General features: G+C 71.4%; 18 protein-coding genes, 2 pseudogenes and 1 riboswitch. Of the genes and pseudogenes, 8 read left to right on the top strand and 12 right to left on the bottom strand.

Annotated features, from left to right (window positions below; all coding sequences use genetic code 11):
- Positions 1-7 precede the first annotated feature (7 nt).
- On the top strand, positions 8-1,162 hold the full coding sequence (locus ACIRRU_RS15865; protein WP_403680745.1) for an RNA polymerase sigma factor: 1,155 nt from the start codon (positions 8-10) through the stop codon (positions 1,160-1,162).
- Between the two features lie 39 nt (positions 1,163-1,201).
- Here ACIRRU_RS15865 and ACIRRU_RS15860 read toward each other — a convergent pair whose 3' ends face one another.
- Genes ACIRRU_RS15860 through ACIRRU_RS15850 form a run of 3 tightly spaced genes read right to left on the bottom strand, consistent with a single transcriptional unit; the run spans position 1,202 to position 4,142 of the window.
- Positions 1,202-2,242 (bottom strand): ABC transporter substrate-binding protein, encoded by a 1,041-nt coding sequence (locus ACIRRU_RS15860; RefSeq protein WP_403680497.1) that lies wholly within the window; start codon positions 2,240-2,242, stop codon positions 1,202-1,204.
- Between the two features lie 14 nt (positions 2,243-2,256).
- Entirely contained in the window at positions 2,257-3,039 is a 783-nt protein-coding gene (locus tag ACIRRU_RS15855) for an ABC transporter ATP-binding protein (protein WP_403680494.1), read from the bottom strand.
- Complete coding sequence (locus tag ACIRRU_RS15850) at positions 3,039-4,142, bottom strand: FecCD family ABC transporter permease (RefSeq protein WP_403680492.1); 1,104 nt, start codon at positions 4,140-4,142, stop codon at positions 3,039-3,041. Before ACIRRU_RS15850 ends, ACIRRU_RS15855 begins: the two co-directional genes overlap by 1 nt.
- 97 nt (positions 4,143-4,239) lie before the next feature.
- Positions 4,240-4,357: riboswitch (cobalamin riboswitch) on the bottom strand.
- A gap of 102 nt (positions 4,358-4,459) precedes the next feature.
- Between ACIRRU_RS15850 and ACIRRU_RS15845 the strand changes: the two genes are divergently transcribed.
- Entirely contained in the window at positions 4,460-4,789 is a 330-nt protein-coding gene (locus ACIRRU_RS15845; protein WP_403680490.1) for an antibiotic biosynthesis monooxygenase family protein, read from the top strand.
- Between the two features lie 651 nt (positions 4,790-5,440).
- Here ACIRRU_RS15845 and ACIRRU_RS15840 read toward each other — a convergent pair.
- From ACIRRU_RS15840 to ACIRRU_RS15830, 3 genes and pseudogenes are all read right to left on the bottom strand, one after another.
- Positions 5,441-5,817: pseudogene (locus tag ACIRRU_RS15840) on the bottom strand (transposase); the annotation flags it as partial.
- Positions 5,818-5,863: 46 nt separating this feature from the next.
- On the bottom strand, positions 5,864-6,340 hold the full coding sequence (locus tag ACIRRU_RS15835; RefSeq protein ID WP_403680487.1) for a protein phosphatase: 477 nt from the start codon (positions 6,338-6,340) through the stop codon (positions 5,864-5,866).
- Positions 6,334-7,386 (bottom strand): GNAT family N-acetyltransferase, encoded by a 1,053-nt coding sequence (locus ACIRRU_RS15830; protein ID WP_403680484.1) that lies wholly within the window; start codon positions 7,384-7,386, stop codon positions 6,334-6,336. The genes ACIRRU_RS15835 and ACIRRU_RS15830 overlap by 7 nt, the downstream gene beginning before the upstream one ends.
- A gap of 366 nt (positions 7,387-7,752) precedes the next feature.
- Between ACIRRU_RS15830 and ACIRRU_RS15825 the strand changes: the two genes are divergently transcribed.
- The 3 genes from ACIRRU_RS15825 to ACIRRU_RS15815 all read left to right on the top strand — a co-directional run bounded on the left by ACIRRU_RS15825 (position 7,753) and on the right by ACIRRU_RS15815 (position 11,402).
- Positions 7,753-8,904, top strand: coding sequence for a hypothetical protein (locus ACIRRU_RS15825; RefSeq protein ID WP_403680481.1), 1,152 nt, complete (start codon positions 7,753-7,755; stop codon positions 8,902-8,904).
- 327 nt (positions 8,905-9,231) lie between these two features.
- The gene (locus ACIRRU_RS15820) at positions 9,232-10,692 is read left to right on the top strand and encodes a hypothetical protein (RefSeq protein WP_403680479.1); all 1,461 of its coding nucleotides are present in this window, start codon (positions 9,232-9,234) and stop codon (positions 10,690-10,692) included.
- Complete coding sequence (locus ACIRRU_RS15815; RefSeq protein ID WP_403680477.1) at positions 10,689-11,402, top strand: hypothetical protein; 714 nt, start codon at positions 10,689-10,691, stop codon at positions 11,400-11,402. The genes ACIRRU_RS15820 and ACIRRU_RS15815 overlap by 4 nt, the downstream gene beginning before the upstream one ends.
- On the opposite strand, the gene ACIRRU_RS15810 is transcribed toward ACIRRU_RS15815, so the two are convergent.
- Entirely contained in the window at positions 11,366-11,782 is a 417-nt protein-coding gene (locus tag ACIRRU_RS15810; RefSeq protein ID WP_403680474.1) for a nucleoside-diphosphate kinase, read from the bottom strand. The two genes, ACIRRU_RS15815 and ACIRRU_RS15810, sit on opposite strands and share 37 nt — an antisense overlap.
- Before the next feature lie 247 nt (positions 11,783-12,029).
- Here ACIRRU_RS15810 and ACIRRU_RS15805 point away from each other — a divergent pair, with 247 nt between their 5' ends.
- Together ACIRRU_RS15805 and ACIRRU_RS15800 are read left to right on the top strand one after the other, a co-directional pair.
- On the top strand, positions 12,030-12,809 hold the full coding sequence (locus ACIRRU_RS15805) for a class I SAM-dependent methyltransferase (RefSeq protein ID WP_403680472.1): 780 nt from the start codon (positions 12,030-12,032) through the stop codon (positions 12,807-12,809).
- The gene (locus ACIRRU_RS15800) at positions 12,806-13,384 is read left to right on the top strand and encodes a GrpB family protein (protein ID WP_403680469.1); all 579 of its coding nucleotides are present in this window, start codon (positions 12,806-12,808) and stop codon (positions 13,382-13,384) included. The genes ACIRRU_RS15805 and ACIRRU_RS15800 overlap by 4 nt, the downstream gene beginning before the upstream one ends.
- Before the next feature lie 141 nt (positions 13,385-13,525).
- On the opposite strand, the pseudogene ACIRRU_RS15795 reads toward ACIRRU_RS15800, so the two are convergent.
- From ACIRRU_RS15795 to ACIRRU_RS15775, 5 genes and pseudogenes are all read right to left on the bottom strand, one after another.
- A pseudogene (locus ACIRRU_RS15795) lies at positions 13,526-13,651 on the bottom strand (transposase); the annotation flags it as partial.
- Positions 13,652-13,788: 137 nt separating this feature from the next.
- On the bottom strand, positions 13,789-13,923 hold the full coding sequence (locus ACIRRU_RS15790; protein WP_403680467.1) for a hypothetical protein: 135 nt from the start codon (positions 13,921-13,923) through the stop codon (positions 13,789-13,791).
- A 47-nt stretch (positions 13,924-13,970) separates the two neighbouring features.
- Entirely contained in the window at positions 13,971-14,741 is a 771-nt protein-coding gene (locus ACIRRU_RS15785; protein WP_403680465.1) for a tyrosine-protein phosphatase, read from the bottom strand.
- Positions 14,735-15,934, bottom strand: a complete 1,200-nt coding sequence (locus tag ACIRRU_RS15780; protein WP_403680463.1) for a hypothetical protein — start codon at positions 15,932-15,934, stop codon at positions 14,735-14,737. Before ACIRRU_RS15780 ends, ACIRRU_RS15785 begins: the two co-directional genes overlap by 7 nt.
- 178 nt (positions 15,935-16,112) lie before the next feature.
- A complete protein-coding gene (locus tag ACIRRU_RS15775; RefSeq protein ID WP_403680461.1) occupies positions 16,113-17,399 on the bottom strand; it encodes a hypothetical protein in 1,287 nt (428 codons plus the stop codon).
- A 289-nt stretch (positions 17,400-17,688) separates the two neighbouring features.
- On the opposite strand from ACIRRU_RS15775, the gene ACIRRU_RS15770 reads away from it, so the two are divergent.
- Positions 17,689-19,017: a B12-binding domain-containing radical SAM protein gene (locus ACIRRU_RS15770; protein WP_403680458.1), complete on the top strand. Its 1,329-nt coding sequence runs from the start codon at positions 17,689-17,691 to the stop codon at positions 19,015-19,017.
- The last annotated feature ends 1 nt before the right edge of the window (position 19,018 follow it).

The following is a 19,018-nucleotide window of genomic DNA, read 5'->3' as shown; positions in this document are numbered from 1 at the left end:
GTCCCCGATGGACGCCTCCGTGCTCCGGAGCCTGACACCCGGGGTGCTGGGGGTCCTCGTCCGCCGCGGAGCCGATTTCGCGGCGGCCGAGGACGCCGTGCAGGACGCCCTGGTCGAGGCGGTCCGGGTGTGGCCGGCCGACCCGCCACGCGATCCCCGGGGATGGCTGGTCACCGTCGCCTGGCGGAAGTTCCTCGACGCGACCCGGTCGGACACCGCGCGCCGTCGCCGTGAGGAGCGCGTCGAGGAGGAGCCCGCGGCCGGTCCGGCGTCCTCGGTGGACGACACGCTCCAGCTGTACTTCCTGTGCGCCCACCCGTCGCTGACCCCCTCGTCGGCGGTCGCCCTCACACTGCGGGCCGTCGGCGGGCTCACCACGCGGCAGATCGCCCGGGCCTATCTGGTGCCCGAGGCGACGATGGCGCAGCGCATCAGCCGGGCCAAGCGGACCGTCTCCGGTGTCCGTCTCGACCGGCCCGGGGACGTCGCCACCGTGCTGCGGGTGCTGTATCTGGTCTTCAACGAGGGCTACTCCGGCGATGTCGACCTCGCCGCCGAGGCCATCAGGCTCACCCGGGCGCTCGCCGCCGCGATCGACCACCCGGAGGTGGCGGGGCTGCTCGCGCTGATGCTGCTGCACCAGGCCCGGCGGGCCGCCCGGACCGCGCCGGACGGCAGCCTGGTGCCGCTCGCCGAGCAGGACCGCCGCCGCTGGGACACCGGGGCGATCGCGGAGGGGGTCGCGATCCTCCAGGCGGCCCTGGCCCGCGACCGGCTCGGCGCGTACCAGGCCCAGGCCGCCATCGCGGCGCTGCACGCCGACGCCCCCCGCGCCTCGGAGACCGACTGGACGCAGATCGTGGAGTGGTACGACGAGTTGGTGGCGCTCACCGACAGCCCGGTGGTCCGGCTCAACCGGGCGGTGGCCGTCGGGGAGGCCGACGGGGCGCGGGCGGGGCTGGCGGCGCTCGCGGAGCTGGACGGTTCGCTGCCCCGCTACGCGGCGGTGTCGGCGTATCTCCATGAACGCGACGGCGACCCGGTGACGGCGGCGCGGCTCTACGCGGAGGCCGCCGACGGGGCCACCGACATCGCCGAGCGCCACCACCTGACCCGCCAGGCCGCACGGCTCAACGCCCACGCCCGCCCCTCGGCCACCTGACCCGCGCCCGTCCCCGACGGGCGGGCGCGGTGCGCCGTGCTACGACGCCGCCTCGCTCAGCTCCCGCGCCAGCGAGGTGATCGCCGCGGGGTTGCGCGGGCTCTCGACGAGGTCGACGTAGTCGAGCACGACGATCCGGTCGTTCCTGACGGCGGAGACGCCCGCGAGCGGCTGGTAGGTCTTCAGGAACGTCCGCTTCTGCTCCGCGCTGGTGCCCCCGTAGTTGTTGATGACGATGACCTCGGGGTCGCGGTCGACGACCGTCTCCCAGCCCACCGTCGTCCAGCTGTCCTTGAGGTCCTTCATGATGTGGTCGCCGCCCGCCTTGGTGATGATGTCGTGCGGTCCGGCGTACGCGCCCGAGGTCAGCGGCTTGTCCTTGCCGTCGTCGTACAGGAAGACCCGCGGCCGGTCGCTTCCCTTCGGCGCCTTCGCCCGGGCGTCGGCGACCTCCTTCTCGAAGGAGGCGATGAGGGTCGCGGCCCGGTCCTCCACGTCGAAGATCTTCCCGAGGTTGCGCAGGTCGGTGTAGAGCGCTTCGAGAGGCGGCATCACACCGCGGGCCTTGCCCTGCCCGTTGCGGCACGACTCGCTCAGCAGGTAGGAATCGACGCCGACCCGCTTCAGCTCGGCGGGCGTGAAGCCCTCCCCCTCGTTGAAGCCGTAGTTCCAGCCCGCGAAGACCAGGTCGGCGCGGGCGTCGAGGACCAGTTCCTTGTTGATGCGCTCCTTGGAGAGCCACTTCGTCTTCCGGTAGCCGTCCTTCCAGGGGACGGAGTCCGTGTCGCCCTTGTCGTCGGGCATCACGTATCCGGCCATGTGGTCGGTGAGGCCGAGGGCGAACATGATCTCCGTGATGCCTATGTCGTTGGTGACCACGCGCTGCGGCGCCCGGTCGTAGGTCTTCTTCTCGCCGCAGTTCTCGACGGTCACCGGATAGTGCGCGTCACGGTCCTGACCGGCGGCCCTGCGGTCGGGCTCGGGGGTGACCTCCGCCCCGCAGCCGGTGAGGGCCAGGGCGGCGGCGAGCAGGAGAGCTGCGGGGCGCAGGAAAGCTGCGGGGCGCGGAGGATTCGGCATGGGCTGGGGGCTCCTCAGGGGGCGGGGCGGGCGGAGGGGAGATCGAAGATCAGTTGCGGCGCGCCGGTCTCGGGGTGCGCCACCCGGTGCGCGCGCACGCCGAAGACGTCGGCCAGGAGCTCGGTGGTCAGGACCTCGTGCGGGGTTCCGGAGGCGACGATCCGGCCGCCGTCGATGACGTGGACGAGGTCGCAGTGGCGGGCGGCCAGGTTGAGGTCGTGCAGGGCGGTGAGCACGGTCAGGCCACTGGCGCGGACCAGGGCGAGGATCTCCAGCTGGTGGGCGATGTCCAGGTGGTTGGTCGGTTCGTCGAGCGCCAGGACCCGGGGCTGCTGGGCCAGGGCGCGGGCGATCAGGACGCGCTGCTTCTCGCCCCCGGAGAGGGTGAGGAAACCGCGTTCCGACAGGTGGGCCGCGCCCACCGCGTCCAGGGCCCGTGCGCAGCGGAGGCGGTCCTCCTCGGTCGCCCGGGACACCGCCCCCTGGTGCGGGATGCGCCCCATGGCGACGGTCTCGGCGACGGTGAAGTCGAACTCCGCGGTCGCCTCCTGCGGCAGCGCGGCCAGCCGGCGGGCCGCCTCCCGGGCACTCATGGCGTGCAGGTCGTCCCCGCCGATCCGGACCGCGCCGGCCGAGGGGCGCAGCGCCCGGTAGACACACCGCAGCAGCGTGGACTTCCCGCTGCCGTTGGGTCCGACCAGGCCGACGAGCTGCCCGTCGGGCGCGTTCAGCGTGACCTCGTCCACCAGGCGCGCCCCGGCGCGCTCGACGCTCACGGCGTCGGTCTCGATCCGCATCAGATGCCCCCGAAGGAGTAGGACCCGCGGCGCATGAGGAGGAGGAAACAGGGCACGCCGATGACCGCGGTCAGGACGCCCACGGGCAGTTCGGCGGGTGCCAGCACCAGGCGCGAGAGGATGTCCACCCAGACCAGCAGGACCGCGCCCGCGAGGGGCGCGACGGCCAGGAGCCGCCGGTGGTCCGCGCCGACGAGCATCCGTACGGCGTGCGGGACCATCAGGCCGACGAAGCCGATGGCACCGCTCACCGCGACGACCGCTCCCGTCACGGCCGCGGAGACGACGAAGAGCCGTTTGCGCAGACGGCCCGGGTCCACGCCCAGTGCGGCGGCGGTCTCGTCCCCCATGGCGAGGGCATTGAGCCCGCGCGCCGACCAGGCGAGATGGCCGAGACCGGCGCACACCACCGCCGTGACGAGGGGAAGGGAATCCCAGTTGGCCCCGCTGAGACTGCCGAGCAGCCACATCATCGCCGAGCGCGCCGCCTCGCCGCGCTCGGCCGCGAACACCATGAACGTGGTGACGGCCGAGAAGCCGTAGTACAGGGCGGTACCGGTCAGGACGAGCCGCAGCGGGGTGAGCCCGCGTTCGGTGCGGGCCACCAGGTACACCAGGACCATCGCCAGCAGCGCGGACAGGAACGCCGCCGTGGACAGAGCCCAGATGCCGAGGGCTCCGAAGGCCCCGAAGATGAGGACGGCGTTGGCCCCGACGGCCGCACCCGAGGAGATGCCGAGCACGAACGGGTCGGCGAGCGCGTTGCGCACCATGGCCTGCACGGCGACGCCGATGGCCGAGAGACCGGCCCCCACGACGGCGGCCAGCAGGGTGCGCGGCAGCCGCAGTTCCCAGACGATGGTGTAGGCGGAGACCTCGTCGGGGTCGATGGCCCCGCCGGACAGCCCCGCCCACAGGTAGCGCAGCACCTCGCCCCAGGAGAGCCCGGAGGCGCCGAGTCCGGCCCCGCAGACGAGCGAGAGGGGCAGCGCCGCGCCCAGGACGGCGAGAAGGACCGGCAGCGGGACGCGCCGCGGCGGACCGGTGCCGGTGCGGCCCGCCCGCGCGGGCGTGGAGGGTATGCGGTCGAGGGACGTGGCCACGGCCGGTCGCTTTCGCCTCGGGCCGTACGGCTGCGCGAGGAGGAGCGGCCGGACGTCGGCCGCCCCGCGCAGCGCCCTTCGCAGTCCACGGCGAATCGTCAGGAGCTTTCTCCGCCGCGGGTGATCGGGCTCACGGAACCGATGGCTCCGCCTACCGTTGCGGGTCAGCGCCGGATTTCGACCGGACTTCCCCCGCGGGGATTCGCAGCTTAGCGGGTGCCCGTGCGCCGTTCGCGGGGTGGGCAGGGGCAGCGGCTCGGGCGCCGACGCGGGGGCCGCCGCTCCGGACGCCCGGGCCCGTACGGCAGGATGACGGCATGAGCGTAGTCAAGATCAATGTGCTGACCGTCCCCCAGGAACAACGCGAGACGCTGGAGAAGCGCTTCGCCTCCCGCGCGCACGCCGTGGAGAGCTCCGACGGCTTCGAGTGGTTCGAACTCCTCCGTCCCGTCGAAGGGACGGACGACTACCTCGTCTACACGCGCTGGCGTGACGAGGCATCCTTCCAGGCCTGGATGGAGGGCCCCATGAAGGCGGGCCACCAGGGCGGCGACGCCGGCAGCGGGGAGCGGCCGAAGCCGGCGGCCAGCGGCTCGACCGTGTGGTCCTTCGAGGTCGTGCAGCAGGCCGCGCCGAAGGGCGCCTGACCGGCCGCCCCGCGGCCGGTACGGCTGGTATCGGGGCGGCCGCGACGTACGGCCGACCGCGCGCCCAGCCGACCGGTTCGACGCGTACGGGGCTCGCCCGGTGGGGGCGGGCCCCGTACGCGTTCCCGGGCGGGGTGCCGCATGCGCGGCCCGGCGTGCGCGGACCGGCGTCAGCGCGCGGCGTGATATCGGCGCAAAGCCAGCGCGCGAGCATGGGACCGGGTCCACCCCCGGTTCACCCACCGGGCCGCCTGGCTCGACCACGACGACGAACTCCCCCTGGTCGAAGGCACGTTGATCCGGCTGGAGGTCGAGCACCTCTCGAAGGACCGGGCAGCCCCGGCGGTTTGGTTGTGGTCCTCCAGGACCGGCGCCGACGCCGCGGACCGGGCCTGGCGGGCGTTTCTGCGGCGCTTCGACCTGGAGCACACCTTCCGCCTGTTCAAGCAGACCCTGGGCTGGACCCGGCCCCGACTGCGGGAACCCGAGGCCGCCGACCGGAGGACCTGGCTGGCCATCTCCGCCTACACCCAGCTACGGCTCGCCCGTCCGATCATCCACGACTTGCGGAGCCCCTGGGAGAAACGGGCCGCACCGCACCGGCTTACCACCCGCCCGGGTCCGGCGGACGTTTCGGAACCTCCGCCAGCAGTCGGTCGGGGTCGGTCCCGTCAGTGGCCCCCTTCGAGGGCGCGGACGCTGACGGAATCGATCGTGCACCGCGACCAGTCCAGCTCACCGCGCGAGCCGAGCTCGTCCAGGACCAAGCGGTGCGGCTCGGCCCATTCCCTCGCCTCGGGCCACTCCGTGAAACGACGGAACGCCGTCACCCTCGTCAGCTCCAATACGGGCGGCAGTTGATTCCCCGTGCATCCCGACGTGGCCACGAAGATGATCGCGGCCAGAACTTCCCGGTCCCCGCGCCAACAGCTGCCTCCACCCTGCGGACGTTCCGGCGCGGGAGCCATCACCCGCTCGAACAACACCCACAAACCGTCCGCCGAACAAGCGAAACGGTCACCGACCAAGACTGCCGCAAGATCACGCCAACGAGATGGCGTCCAAGGTGGCCGCTTACGGCATGCGGGCGCTCCCTGGGGCCAGCGACTGCTCGGCTTGGCGGACGAAACGCTCCAACTCCGGCGCGCCGACCGCGCGCGAGCAGTACTCGCGCCGAACGCGCGTCAGCGCCTCTTCGGCTGTCGCACCGCCCAGCACCATGTCCAGGCAGGCGAGAGCCGATCCGGTCCGCCCGTGCCCGCCGAAGCACGCCACCTCCAGCGTGGCGCCGTTCCGCACCTCCTGGGCCGCCTCCCGGACCCGGGTGAACAGCAGCGTGGCCTCCACCGGTGCCTCCAGCCGGGGCCAGGACACGAAGTACGGCCGGCGGGCGTCGGCCTCGCCGTGCCATCTCTCGTCGAGATAGAGGCCGAAGTCGGCCGACTCGGCGTGCGGCGCGCGCAGGCGGCGCTCGGGGCTGTCCAGCGAGGTGCCCCATACCGTGTGGTCACCGACCCGGTAACCGGTCCTCCAGTGGCGGTCTTTCAGCATGACGTCCTGTCTTCCTCTCGTGTCGCGCCGGTGACCTCCGGACCATCCGCGGATACTGGGATCCAGAAGCCGGCTGTGTGATCTTCCTTCGGGCCGAAGCCCGCTTTGAACTTCGTCACCGAGGTGCCGGGATAGGTGTCTCCCATGTGTAGGGACCGGGCGCCATGTGCGCAGGCGTCCATGATCACCAGATGCACCAGGTAGGTGGGGGCGTGGGTGCGGGCGGCGGCCGGCTTGTCCATGGCAGCCGCCCAGTAGACGACCTGGGAGCCGTGATGCAGGGCCAGCAGCGCGGCGACCGGTCTGCCCTCATGGGACGCCAGCCAGACCCGGCAGTCGGTTCCCAGATGCCGGGCCACGGCGGCGAACTTGGACATGGGGTTCTTCGCCCGGACCCGGCGCATGGTCTCTTCGGGCGCGCTGCCCGGCTGCTCGGCCCAGCGGGCGGCCGACAACTCGAACAGCCGGTAGAACTCGGGTATGAGCTGCCCCGTGTCGTCCTGCGACACGACCAGACCCGCCCTCTCGGCACGTCGTACGGCCCAGCGTGCCCTCTGACTGAAACGGTGTTCCCACACGTGGCCGAACCCGCCCGTCAGGTCCAGAACCTGTGTCATCCGCGGGTTGCGGCGGGTGCCCGGCGGCATCAGTTCTCCCCACATCGGAGCCGCCGCGGTGGCCGGGCGCAGATACACCTGCCGGGCGGGGAGAGCGGCCAGGTCGCGAAGCACGGTGCGCACGCGGTCGGCGGTGAGGGCCTCCGGTGCCGCGATCACGCCGCCGACTCCCCACCCTTCGGGCCACGACGCGTACGTGGTGCCGCTCTCGTCGGCGGAGCGCACCAGCGGCACGAGCAGCCGGCTGCCGTCCGGCCAGGTGTAGAGGCGGGACGCGTCCTGCCACCCGTTCGCACACACGGCGTCACGCCAGCCGGCCGTCTGGCTGGGCAGCAGGTCCCCGCCCGCTTCGCCGGTCATCTCGTGCCACAGCGATGCCGGAACGTGCGAGTGGACGCGCACGTCGTGAGTCGGCGGTTGTCCGTTCATCGAGAACCTCCGTGATCTGAGTCGACAGACATATCCCGTCCTCTGTCTTTTAGTTGACGGAACGTCAGGTATCAGATGCGACCGTGGAGGGATGGTCTCTGAATCGTGTCGCAGAAGGCTGCGAAGCGGGCGTTTCCCCTGTATGCGCGGAGTCGGAGTCGGCCGTGAAGCGGCTCGTTCCTGTCATGGACGCCCATCCTGGGCGGCAGCGGAGGTCCTGGTAAGCAGTCGTTTCTCCCCACGGAACGGCGAGCGCGGCCGTCTCGCCCAGTGGAACGGGCGGGTGCGGCGGAGGGCCGCCGGGAGCATGGTGGACCGGACCAGTCCGTGCGCCCGACGCGGCGCCCGCCCGAGGGAGCCGATGCTGTGTCGTCCCAGTCCGCGCCCCGTGCCCACGGGCCGGCCGCGTCGCCGGCCGCAACCAGGCTGACCTGGGGCCCGGTCAGCTGGGAACTGCACAGCCGCGACCCCGGGGAACATCACTGGTTCGCCGAGCACTTGGGGGTCACCGGTGATCACCTGCGCTACGCCGCCCCCTTGCACTCCTTTCGGATCGAGGTACGTCCAGGACCACCCACCGCCTGGCAGATCCAGCCGCGCCCGGGCCCCGCGATCCTCATCCACGACGCCCGCTACCGCCGTACCGCCTTGCTGGACCGGCCGGCCTGGGTCCGGGACGTCCGCGACAGCGTTGACGGCATACCTCACGCGTTCGTACGGCGCGGCCCGGACGACTGGTTGGTCCTGCGCGAGGATCACCCGACGGACCAGCCCGGCGCGGCACGCCGGGGACTGTTCCGGCCCGCCGAGATCCTGGCGGGCGAACTGCTCAACGCGACGCTGGCCACCCTCGGGGGCATCACCATCCACGCGTCGGCCGCCCACCGCCCCGCCTCGGGGGCGGGGCCCGGCCGACTGCGGCTGCCGCACGTCACCCTCTTCAGCGGTCACTCCGGCACGGGCAAGAGCACACTGGCGCTCGCTCTGGCCGCCGAGGGCGGGGCCTTCGTCGCCGGAGACCGCAGCGTGTTGCTGCCCGGCCGGGGCCGGTGGCATGTCGTGGGTGCCGCGGTCGCCGCGCGCTTCGGCCGGGGAACACTGCGCGCGGCCGGTCACGCCGAACGCGTGGGCGCCGCACGGCTTCTGCGGCACGGCGACACCCCGTTCGACGAACTGCCCGCTCCCCCGGCCAAGGCAGTGCTGACCCAGGCCGAACTGCAGCGGCTGCTGAAGGTGGACACCACGGCCGGCGGACTTCTTTCCCGCATCGTCCTGCTGGAGCGCAGCACGAGGAAGACACCGACTGTGGCGGTCGTTCCCGCCGACGAGGCCTCCGCCATGCTCCAGTCCCATCTTCTCTCCACGCCCGTCCCCTGGTGGGGACAGGGCGCGGAGCTGTCCGGCCGACTCGTGACCCGGCCGCCGGTCCCCGTGCTCATGGTGCGCTGGGACCCCCGCCTGCACCCGGTCGCCACCGTGTTGCGTCTGATGGACGGCCCGGTTCAGCCCGCCGGATGAGACCTGAGCGGTGCGGCAGGGACGACCGACCCGAGTTCCGCCCCGAGGAACAGCCACTTCAGCCGGGCCGCAGACGTCGCGAGGCTGGAGACCGGGCTCCACCGACCGCCCGCACGGCCGACGACCGCCATGCCCCCGCCCCTCCTCGCTCCAGGAGTCGTGCTCCATGAACGTCCCCGCCCTCCGGCAGCCCCCTGCACCGAACCGCCTCAACGGCCGCCCTCGCTACCGGACCCGGCACGGCCCGTACACCGCCGCCGTGCCGGTCCGCCGGTTCTGCGGACGGCGGGAGCGGCCTTGACCCCCTGGTCCCGCGGGGACGGACCGGTGACAGGAACACACCTGGTCGCAGCCCAACGACGGCCCCCGTCGTTGTCCGCCGCCGGGATTCTGTCGGCGGTCACTCTGCTTGGCGCGCTCGCCCCCGTGGCGGCGGTCCTGCTGCTCCTGGAGGACGGCCAGAGCGGACCGCTGCTGGAGCAAGGTCACATCGACCGTTCCCGGGCCGGTCTCCTGTGCGCACTCACGGCATGCTGGACGTTGTGGTGGCTCGCCCGGACCGCGACCGAGTTCACCGCACCCCGGGCCGCCCAGGCCGTGGACCACGCGGCCAGGCGGTCCGTCCTGACCGCCATCGCCCGGTTGTCGGATTCCAGCCGACTCTCCCCCGACGACCAGGTCCTGCGCGACGCCGTGCACGCCGCCGCGGGAGTGGCTGTCCGGTGGGAGCCGAAGCTGAGTACGGCCATAGCTCCGGCAACCCGCCTCGTGCACACCGCACTCGTCCAGTGCGGGGTCTGTCTGGCAGTCGCCTCAGCCGATGCCCTGGCCGGAGGGCTCTGCGCAGGCGCGGTCGTCCTGTGCGGGCTCGCCCGCTCATGGCAGCACGCCCCCGCCCGTGCTGATTTCGGCCGTGCGCAGTGGCTGGCTCTGGCCCGGCGGACTCGGCGACGGGACCTGACGGCACGAGTGCTGGCCCTCGGCACAGCTCTGACGGCCTACCTTTCGGTAGGCACCCGCCCGGGTCTCGAAGTCGGCGGGGTGCTGGCGGCCGTACTGCTGTACGGGACCGCGGCCACCCCCCTGAACACCACCGCACTGCGCCACGGCGTCACCGCACTCAGGCGGGTACGGCGGCTCGTCGCCCTGGCGGCCCGTCCGCCCGTCGACCGCAGGGCCGCGGTACGCATGTCCGTGCGCGCGCTGGCCGACGGAGGACTGAGGGTTCGCCTGGTCCAGACCGATGACTCAGGCGGCGTCCCCCGCGCCCATGTCACCGAGGTCCGGCTGGCTCCCGGTCGGCACGTGCGGCTCACCACGGCGCGGAACAGCGCCGATGTGCTGAACGATCTGCTCGGGGCGGGTGGTCGTCCGGAACCCGGCCGGACCACCGGCGACACCGTCCCCGTACTGCTGGTCCCGCCCGATCCGCTGTCCCTGGGCTTCGCCTCACTGGCCGACAACGTGACCCTGGGCAGCACCCCGGTGGGGCTTGCGCAGCCGCCGCCGGACAACGTGGCCCGCCTCGCGGCGGGCCTTTCCCACGGCTGGCAGACCGTCCTGTCCGGCCAGTTCTCGCAAGGACAGGAACTCGACACGGCCGGCTGGTCCGAGGTGACGGCCGCACGCGTCGCCGTTCGGTTGCCTGTCGGCACCGTCCTGGTGTGTCTCTCGGCGGATCCGGACCCGGCACTGGCGCGGGTCCTGGAGAAAGGCCGTGCCACCGGAGCCTGCGTCCTGCAACTCGAGCACGGCAGCCTCGCCGGCGTCGAAAGGGAGACCGCATGAACCGCCCCGCCACGGCATCCGGGTCTGGACCGCGTGCCGTCCTCACCTCGGCGGGACACCTTGCCGCGACCGCGGCCGGAGCCTCGGTGGGGTGGTGGACCGGCCATGTCGCACCACGCTTCCCCGCGACGGTGCTCGGACTGGCCCTCTCGCTGTGGTGTCTGGGCAGTGCCTGGCGCTGCCAGGGCCGTGCCCGTCTACCGGGCTTCGCCCTGGACCGGTCTGTCCGGCTCGCCACGGCATTGAGCGTCCATCCCGTCCTGGCCCTGGCCCTGGCGCCCCTCTGCCTGCCTTTCCCGCCGTCGGCCGCGTCTCGCGCCGGCCTGACCGGTGAGGCCGCCGACGCCTCCCGGGCGATCCGCCGTGTCCTGCGGGTCGCGGTCGAGCCGACCGGCTGGCCCGAGCTGACCGGGTGGCGGATGATGCCGCTGCTCGTGCGCCAACACCACCGGCACGCGAGCACGGTGGCGGCCGCGACCACCGGCGCCTCCGTGTGGGGGCGACTGCGCGCGCGGCTGCCCGTCCCGGCCGCCCTCCTGCTGAGCGCGGCGGCGACGCTGACCCTCCCCGGTATCACTCTCACGGAAGCCCAGATGGTCATGCTGGCGGTCACGGTCAGCACGGCGGCGTGGGATTCCCCGCGCGAAGGGTCACGCGGGGAATCCCACGCCGGTCACAGCAGCAGCGGCGCGAAAACCGTCCGTTCGTGATCACGTTCGCCCAGGGTCTCCGGGCAGTGCACCACGTTGCGCCGTTCGCCGCAGCCGAGGTCCGCCCGCAGCCTCCGTTTGACGGTCAAGGTCCGTCTCATGGCGTCCTCCCCATGAACCGCCAGCAGGAGCACGGGTCCCTCGCACAGGTAGGCCAGGGTCAGCTTGCCGTCCGGCTCGTCGCGCTTCTCCGGCAGCCAGCGCTCCGCGTCCGAAGGGCGCAGTACCAGTTCACCGACCGTCTCCACGCCCAGACCTGCTGCCCGCAGTCCGTCCACGACGGTCGCGGACAGACCACGTGCCACCCCGTCGGGCTTGACCAGGACATGAGTGTCCCCGGCGACGTCGCAGCGCGCGGGCAACGCGAAACGCGCCCGCACAGCGGACAGCCGACGCCTTGCCGCGGGAACCACCCGACGGATCCACATCCGACCGCTCCTCCGGTTTCGTTCCGACCGCCTCACCGACCTCGGCACGGTTGAGATCGTGCCGTTGAGCACCAGAACGCATAACCCTTGATTCCGTCCGGCGAAACATGCCGGTCAAGGCGACGGTCATGCTGACTAAGGTCGGCGATGAAGAAGATGGGGAGTCCGTGACACCCACCGACAGAGAGGGGATCACCCGATGACAAGGGACCGGGGACTGTCTCATGCCCAGAAGTATCTCGGCGACCTCAAGACGGCCGTAGCCGCCCGGATCGAGCAGCAGGGCAGGGTACGGCTGCTGGAGGCGGGCTGTGGCTACGGTGTGGCCATGCTCGACCTCACCCGCACCTTCGGCGACGCCGTTGAGGTGTGCGGCTTCAACTACTCGCCGGTCGACGGCGACGAACAGCGCATGCGCGCCGAGGCGGTGGGCCGGGGCATTTTCACCGCCGAGGAGCTGGAACGGACCGCACTGCCGCGGATCAGCTTCTGCGACGCCTCCCGGCCGCTGCCGTTTCCAGAGGCCTCCTTCGACTTCGTATACAGCCAGGCCTCGCTGTACCTGTACGACGACAAGGCAGCCTTCCTCAAGGAGTGCAACCGGCTCCTCGCACCCGGCGGAGTGGCCCGGATCAGCCCGTCCCTGCACTTCGACGAGAAGGACGCCCCGGAGAAGTACCAGGGGTACTGGGAGATCTGGGACCAGGGCCGGGAGGTGGAACTCGGCGACTACCTCGAGCGTGTCGACGGCGTGGAACTGGTCTGGCCGGCGGGCCGGGAGCACCCCGAGTGCGCCTATATCGAACTGCACCGTCAGGACCATCTGGACCTGGGCCTGCGACTGGTGGCATCCGTCGACCTCAACTTCCTGTGGCACGAGTGGGGCGGTGTCAGGAGCGTCTACTCCACCCAGGTGGCCTTCACGCCCCGCTACAAGCGCGAACAGGCCGGGCCCGTGAGGGCGGGGCACACGCCATGACCGAAGCAGACGGCCAGGGCCCGGCGGACGCGCCGGGCCGCAAGGTCGAGATCGTTCCTTACGATCCCCTGTGGCCCGTGCAGTTCGCCGCACTCGGCACTCTGCTGCGCGCCGCGCTGACGGACGTCGCGAGGATCGACCACGTGGGCTCCACCTCGGTACCGGGCCTGTCCGCCAAGCCCATCATCGACGTCCAGATCTCCGTCACCGCCCTCACACCGGACGACCCCTTCCGTCGCCCGCTGGAGGAGCTGGGATTCCGCTACCGTCGCGACAATCCCGACCTGTCCAAACGGTACTTCCGCGAGGCACCGGGCTCCCGCCGCACCCACATCCACGTACGTCGCGCCGGCAGTCTCGACGAACAACTGAACCTGGTCTTCCGCGACTACCTGCGTAGTCACCCCGAAAGTTCCCGGCGCTACGCCCGCACGAAACAGGAACTGGCCGCCCGGTACCGCTACGACGCCCAGGCCTACACCGAGAGCAAGAGCCCCTTCATCTGGGAAACCCTGCGCGAAGCAGCCTCCTGGTCCCAGGAAACCGGCTGGCAACCGGGCCCCAGCGACGCCTGAACGCCATGGCCGGGGCCAAGCGAGTACGGGATGGTCTTCAAGATCACTGCGCCCGTCACGCACTACTTCACCTTCTGGAAGTAGCCAGATTCGTCGCACGGGCCGGCAAGGCCTTCGCAGTGAGCCGTTCTGTCGGTGGGTGATGAGGCGGCAGGCGCGTTTGCGGAATGCTTCGTGGATGTCGGCTCGTGGTTCCCAGCGGATGCGGAGGCGTTGGAAGCCGTGGAGCCAGGCGAAGCCGCGTTCGACGACCCAGCGGTATGTGCCCGGTTCGGCCGCGATCGACCGGACTCGGTCCCGTCCGGCTCCCCTGCATGCCCCGTCGAGCGCGCGTCCTCAGATCCAGATCTGTGTCTCGCGGCTGCGCCGGGTGTTTGACGAGGCGGGGCTGCCCGGCCGTATCGTCACCTCGTCCCGGCCAGCGACTGGTCGCCGACCGGGACGAGGTGGACCTGCTCGTCCTTGAGCGACAGCCCCTGGGCCCGGTGTGGAATCAGGCAGTGTCGAAGCCGCACCGCGCTCGCCGAGGGCGTCGCCATCGCCCGCCGCGCCCTCGGGCCGTTCACGAGCGAGCCGCCGCCGAACGCTACTCCCGTGTCCCGGCGGACAACTCCCCCGGCCTGGACGGGACGTCCCGCAGCTGCGTGCCTACGGTGTTCAGGTCCGCCCACGACACGCCCCGTCGGCTCAGGTACGGGATCAGCCCCCCGTGCCGTACCCGAACCTCCGACAACCAGGTGCGCATCGTTTCGTCGCGCACCCGCATCCGGTGGACGTAGTCGTCACGGGTGTGCCCCCGCCGCACCCACTTGTCCTGGAAGCGGTCCACCTGGAGGACCAGGTCGCGGGCGCTCTCCGCGTAGTCGCGTGCGATGTCCTCGGCAGGACTGCCCAGCAGGTCGAGGATCGTGGCCACGGCGAGGCCGGTGCGGTCCTTGCCGAAGTGGCAGCAGATCAGGAACGGCTCCGCCGCGGCCGTGGCCAGGGCGTCGAAGAGGCCCGGCCAGCAGGGGTCGTGTGCGTCGGTGAGTATGCCGTGGTAGTAACGCACCATGTCCTCGGAGGCAGGGCGCGGGTCCTGGACAGGGGTGCCCGAGTAGCCGGTCAGCGGGGTGTTGATCCAACGCAGCCCGGCGTCGGTCAGGGCCCGCGGGGCACCGTATCTGGCGGTTTCGCGAGTACTGCGCAGGTCGATGACGGTACGGATCCCGTACCGGTCGCGCAGCACGGCCGCCTCTTGTGGCGTCCAGGCCGTGATGTCGCCGCAGCGGAAAAGCCGTTCGGGCCGAAGCCCCCGGGCCCGGACCTCGCGGAAGTTGACACCGAGGGCCAGGTGTTCCGTGTTTCCGGTCAGCACGGCCGCGCCTCCCCGAAGCCCAGAGCGTCGGTCACTTCGGACCAGAAACGCGCGAAGTCGGCGTTCACGTCCGGGCCGTAGCGCACCCGGACGCGGGGCAGTTGCCGCAGTCCGGCGAGGACCCCGGCGCGCTTCTCGGCGTCGAAGGGAGTCGGTGTGAGGATGCCGAGGTAGTCCACGAAGTACCGCAGGTTGCGCCCGCTGGTCGGCTCCAGTTCCGGCACCTCGCCGTCCGCCGGTTCGGTCTCCACGATCCATCCCGTCATATGGGGATCGGCGACGGGCAGGACGATTCCGGCCGGAGTGGCCCGCAGCGCGCATCGGGCGCCCGAGACGGCGGTGAACTCGTCGATGTCGCAGTAGAGGCGCACCCGGCCCTCGCGGGACCACGAGTCCGGCGCGGGCATGGGCAGCGTGCCCAGCGGCTTGTCGCCGTACCGGCGCAACGGGTACGTCTCGAAACGGGAGCGCGCGGGGTGCCCGGCGAGATTGCCTATCCCGATGCCGAGCCGGCGCGGGGCACCGCTCATCGACAGTGGCCCATCCTCCTCCTCGCCCCAGGCCAGCAGGGTGTCGTCCGAGACGAAGTCCCAGCCGGCCAGGGTGGAGGCCAGGAAGGCCAGGCTGGACTTGCCGGAACTGCTGGGACCGAGGATGGCGACGGCTCTGCCGTCCCGGGCGACCGCGGAACCGTGCAGCACCGGGACCCCGCCCGAGTGCAGCTGGGCGCTGAGCAGGAACGCCACCAGCCGGACGACCCCCCGTCGCGACCTGGGGGTGTCCGCCCGGATGTCCAGCCGGATGGTCTTCGCGGGCCGGTTCACGCTGATCAGCACGGGGTCGCTGTCCTGCTCCATGTCCCGCAGGATCACCATGGTGTCGCGCAGATGCTCCAGGACGACCATGCGAGGCCCGTCCTTGTCGAGCCATAACTGTGGACTCTGTGGTACGGCGTCCAGGTCGCCGCGGAGGACGGACAGCGTCGGCGAGCAGCGCACCGACACGGTCACCGCGTCGGGCGCGGCGCCCGCGGTCGGGACGAAGTACGGTCCGAGCAACGCGGTGAGGAACGCGTTGAGATCCGGCAACGCGCTGTCCACGGACAGCCGGGCGAACCACCGGGCCAGGGTGAAGGCGTCGCCCGGCGGGGATGCCGTCTGATCGAGCAGGGCCGTGCGCGGGTTTCCCGTCACAGGCTTCTTCCTTTCGCGGTTCACTTCGCGGGCAGGCACCGCACGACAGGGCCGGACAGTCCGGGTGCTCCACTCGGGGCCGGAAGCGGCCAGGTCTCATTCTGGAGCGCTGGGGCGGCCGCGAGCAGTGCGCGTTCTGTGGCCCGGAACGTGACCTCGCGCAACGCCGTAAGGAGGGTCACTCCTGGACGTCGGCGCCGAACAACCGCAGCTTGTCGGGCAGGTTGTCGTAGCCGCGTGCCAAGTGCCCTACGCCGTGCACCACATGGCGCCCTCCGGCCGTCAGCGCGCCGATCACCAGGGCCATCACCGCGCGCAGATCACCGGCGCGCAGATCACCGGCCGCCGGGCTGAGCACGCTGGGCCGTACGGTCATCCGGGAACCCGAGACGGTCAGGTCCGCGCCCAGTGCCCGCAGACCCTCGGCATAGCCGAAGCGGGAGCCCCACACCAGGTCGGTCACCACCGAGGGTCCCGACGCGCGCAGCAGCATCGGTACCAGCAGGGCCAGGGCGTCGCTGTAGACCAGATGGGAGGCGGCGACCACATCGACGGCGGCGAGCCGTTCGACGCGCCCGGTCCGCAGGGTGTCGCCCTCCCAGGCCAGGGGCACCCCCATGGCCTCCAGACACGCCAGTTCGGGGGCGAGACTCGCGCGCACCGTCTCGGGTCGGTCCAGCCGGAGCTGTGACTCGGTGTCCAGGCAGACGGACAGGGCGATCATCGTGACGACCTCCATCAGGTCGGACGGCAGGGACAGTTCGGTGCCGCCGATCGGACCGCCCTGTCCCTCCACGACGATCTCGTCCGGGCCCGTCCGCAGCGGTACGCCGGCCGTGCCCAGCGCCCGCGCGAGCTCCAGCACGTCGGCCTTGGGATACGGGTCGCGAAGTACGGTGGTGCCCCGTGCGACGGCGCCCAGCAGCAGCGCCGTCTTCGTCGCCCCGGAGTAGTGCGGTCCGGTGAGGGTGCCGGTGACCGGTTCCCGTTCGGCGAAGTCGGCCAGGTCGATGACGGCGCCACGCAGTCCGGACGCGGGCGCGGTGGCGCTGAAGGCGCCCTCCGTCACCTCGCAGCGGGCGCCGAACCGCTCCATCACCGCGGCGACATGAGCCAGTGGGCGTTCGCCCGACCCGCCGGAGCCGATCCGGCAGCCGCCGTGGCGTCCCGACACGACCTGTCCGGTCGCCGCCAGCAGAGCGGGCAGCAGATAGACGGAGCCATGCACCTGGCCGGACAGCTCGCCCGGGATGCGGTGTCGCCCCAGCCCCGCGGCGGAGACCCGCACGGTGCCCTGCCGCCGGTCGTGCGTGACCGCGGCACCCGCCGCGTCGAGCAGCGCGGTCAGCACCCGGGTGTCGGCGATATCCGGCACGTTGTCGATCAGCCAGGGCCGGTCGGCCAGACATGCCGCGGCGAGCGCCGGAACGAGGAGGTGCTTGAACCCGGAGACACGCACGTGCACTGACGCCGGCGTCGACTCCCGGGAAACCTCCCAGCTGTCGGATGCGAGCCGGGCCGGGGCCGTGATCACAGGTGCTCCACTGAGCATGAAGGGTCCTTTCCCGCAGCGGAATTACAGCGTCGTGGGCACCTTAGAGCGAATCGCCGAAACGGCCACCAAGGGTCTCGTGCTGCGGAACTCTCCTTACCCGCGGGTGGGCGAGAGGCGTTCCGCCGGGAGAAACGCGGGATTCCCTTCACGGTCGCCGTGTACCAGCCTGCTGGGACAGGCACAAGGCAGGAGTGAATTCATGAAGGTACTGGTCATCTGGCCACCTCATGTTCCCAGCTACTTCAACGCCGGTCACCACACGCCCGCGTTCATGACCGCCGGCCATCTCCGGCGGAACCCGCGGGTGACCCGAGTGGACGTACACGACGCCGGGGTGCTGAACATGAACTGGAAGGCTGTCGGCGATCTGCTCTTCCAGGGGGACTACGACGTCATCGCCGTGATGAACGACTTCGACGCGGTGGACGGCCTGGAACGGTTCGTCGCCTACGCCAGGGAACTGTCCCCGCGCAGCCGTCTGGTCACGTTCGGTCGCCTGAGCAGCATGAACCCCGGCTACTTCAAGCGGTACGACCTGGACGCCATCGTCCAGTCCGGTGACTACGAGTGCGGGGTGGCCGAGGTCGTCGACGCCGTCGGCGGAGGCTGGTCGGGCGGCCCGCTGCCAGGCGTCGCCGTGCGGGCGGCGGGAGAGTGGCACGATCCCCGCCAGCCCGGCGGGTCGCTGCCGGCCGAGGACTGGGTCCTGCCGGACGTGCACGAGATCCCGTACGCCGCGTACGACCGTCTCTACACCCGTGACGACCACAAGTTCTGCGGCATCCCCTTCCGCCGCGAACTCGTCGTGCCGGCCGCGCGCGGCTGCCCGATCGGCTGCGACTTCTGCGAAGTGCCCTCGATATTCGGCCTCAAGGAACGACGTCTTTCGGTGGACCGCGTCATCGACTACATCGAGAGCGCCTTCGCCGACCAACCCTTCGAATACGTCGCCTTCTACGCGCCCACCTTCACTCTGGACCGCCGCTGGGTGAGGGAGCTGTGCGAACGGTTCCAGCAGGGTTCGCTGCGACCGCGCTGGAAATGCGCCACGACGATTCACCACCTCAGCGAGGAACTTGTCACGCTAATGGGGGATTCTGGCTGTGTGCGTATCTCGGTGGGTCTGGAGACCCTCGAACCCGACAGTCAGGGCTCCCTCCCCCGGGCCAAGCAGATCGAGGACGAGCGGTTCCGCACCCTGGCCGGCTGGTGCGCACGCGCCGGCATCGAACTCAACGCCTTCGTGATCGTCGGCCTCCCGGGTACCACCCCCGCCGGAGTGGCCCGGACCATCGAGGTGGCCCGCAGCACCGGGGCCCGCGTCCGGCCCACCATGTACACCCCGTACCACGGGATGCCCGCCACTCTGAGCCCTCTGGAGATCAGCAGGTACAACCGTCAGCTCATGTCCGAGCCCGGGGATCCCGGGATGACCCGGGAGTGGTACGAGTTCCTGTTCGGCCTCGAGGACCGGCTGACGAAGGTGCACGAGGCCGTTCCTCGGCACGTCGGCCGAGAGGCCGTGTGAC

Source organism: Streptomyces sp. NPDC101181, assembly GCF_044767975.1.
GTDB lineage: Bacteria > Actinomycetota > Actinomycetes > Streptomycetales > Streptomycetaceae > Streptomyces.
This window is presented reverse-complemented; position numbering and strand designations above follow the sequence as displayed.

What these genes read in the sequence shown, in the direction of transcription:
- ACIRRU_RS15860 (WP_403680497.1), bottom strand. Translation starts at nt 2,242, where the DNA reads ATGCCGAATCCTCCGCGCCCCGCAGCTTTCCTGCGCCCCGCAGCTCTC.
- ACIRRU_RS15815 (WP_403680477.1), top strand. Translation starts at nt 10,689, where the DNA reads ATGAACCGCCCCGCCACGGCATCCGGGTCTGGACCGCGTGCCGTCCTC.
- ACIRRU_RS15855 (WP_403680494.1), bottom strand. Translation starts at nt 3,039, where the DNA reads ATGCGGATCGAGACCGACGCCGTGAGCGTCGAGCGCGCCGGGGCGCGC.
- ACIRRU_RS15835 (WP_403680487.1), bottom strand. Translation starts at nt 6,340, where the DNA reads ATGCTGAAAGACCGCCACTGGAGGACCGGTTACCGGGTCGGTGACCAC.
- ACIRRU_RS15790 (WP_403680467.1), bottom strand. Translation starts at nt 13,923, where the DNA reads ATGGCGACGCCCTCGGCGAGCGCGGTGCGGCTTCGACACTGCCTGATT.
- ACIRRU_RS15800 (WP_403680469.1), top strand. Translation starts at nt 12,806, where the DNA reads ATGACCGAAGCAGACGGCCAGGGCCCGGCGGACGCGCCGGGCCGCAAG.
- ACIRRU_RS15845 (WP_403680490.1), top strand. Translation starts at nt 4,460, where the DNA reads ATGAGCGTAGTCAAGATCAATGTGCTGACCGTCCCCCAGGAACAACGC.
- ACIRRU_RS15865 (WP_403680745.1), top strand. Translation starts at nt 8, where the DNA reads ATGGACGCCTCCGTGCTCCGGAGCCTGACACCCGGGGTGCTGGGGGTC.
- ACIRRU_RS15830 (WP_403680484.1), bottom strand. Translation starts at nt 7,386, where the DNA reads ATGAACGGACAACCGCCGACTCACGACGTGCGCGTCCACTCGCACGTT.
- ACIRRU_RS15805 (WP_403680472.1), top strand. Translation starts at nt 12,030, where the DNA reads ATGACAAGGGACCGGGGACTGTCTCATGCCCAGAAGTATCTCGGCGAC.
- ACIRRU_RS15770 (WP_403680458.1), top strand. Translation starts at nt 17,689, where the DNA reads ATGAAGGTACTGGTCATCTGGCCACCTCATGTTCCCAGCTACTTCAAC.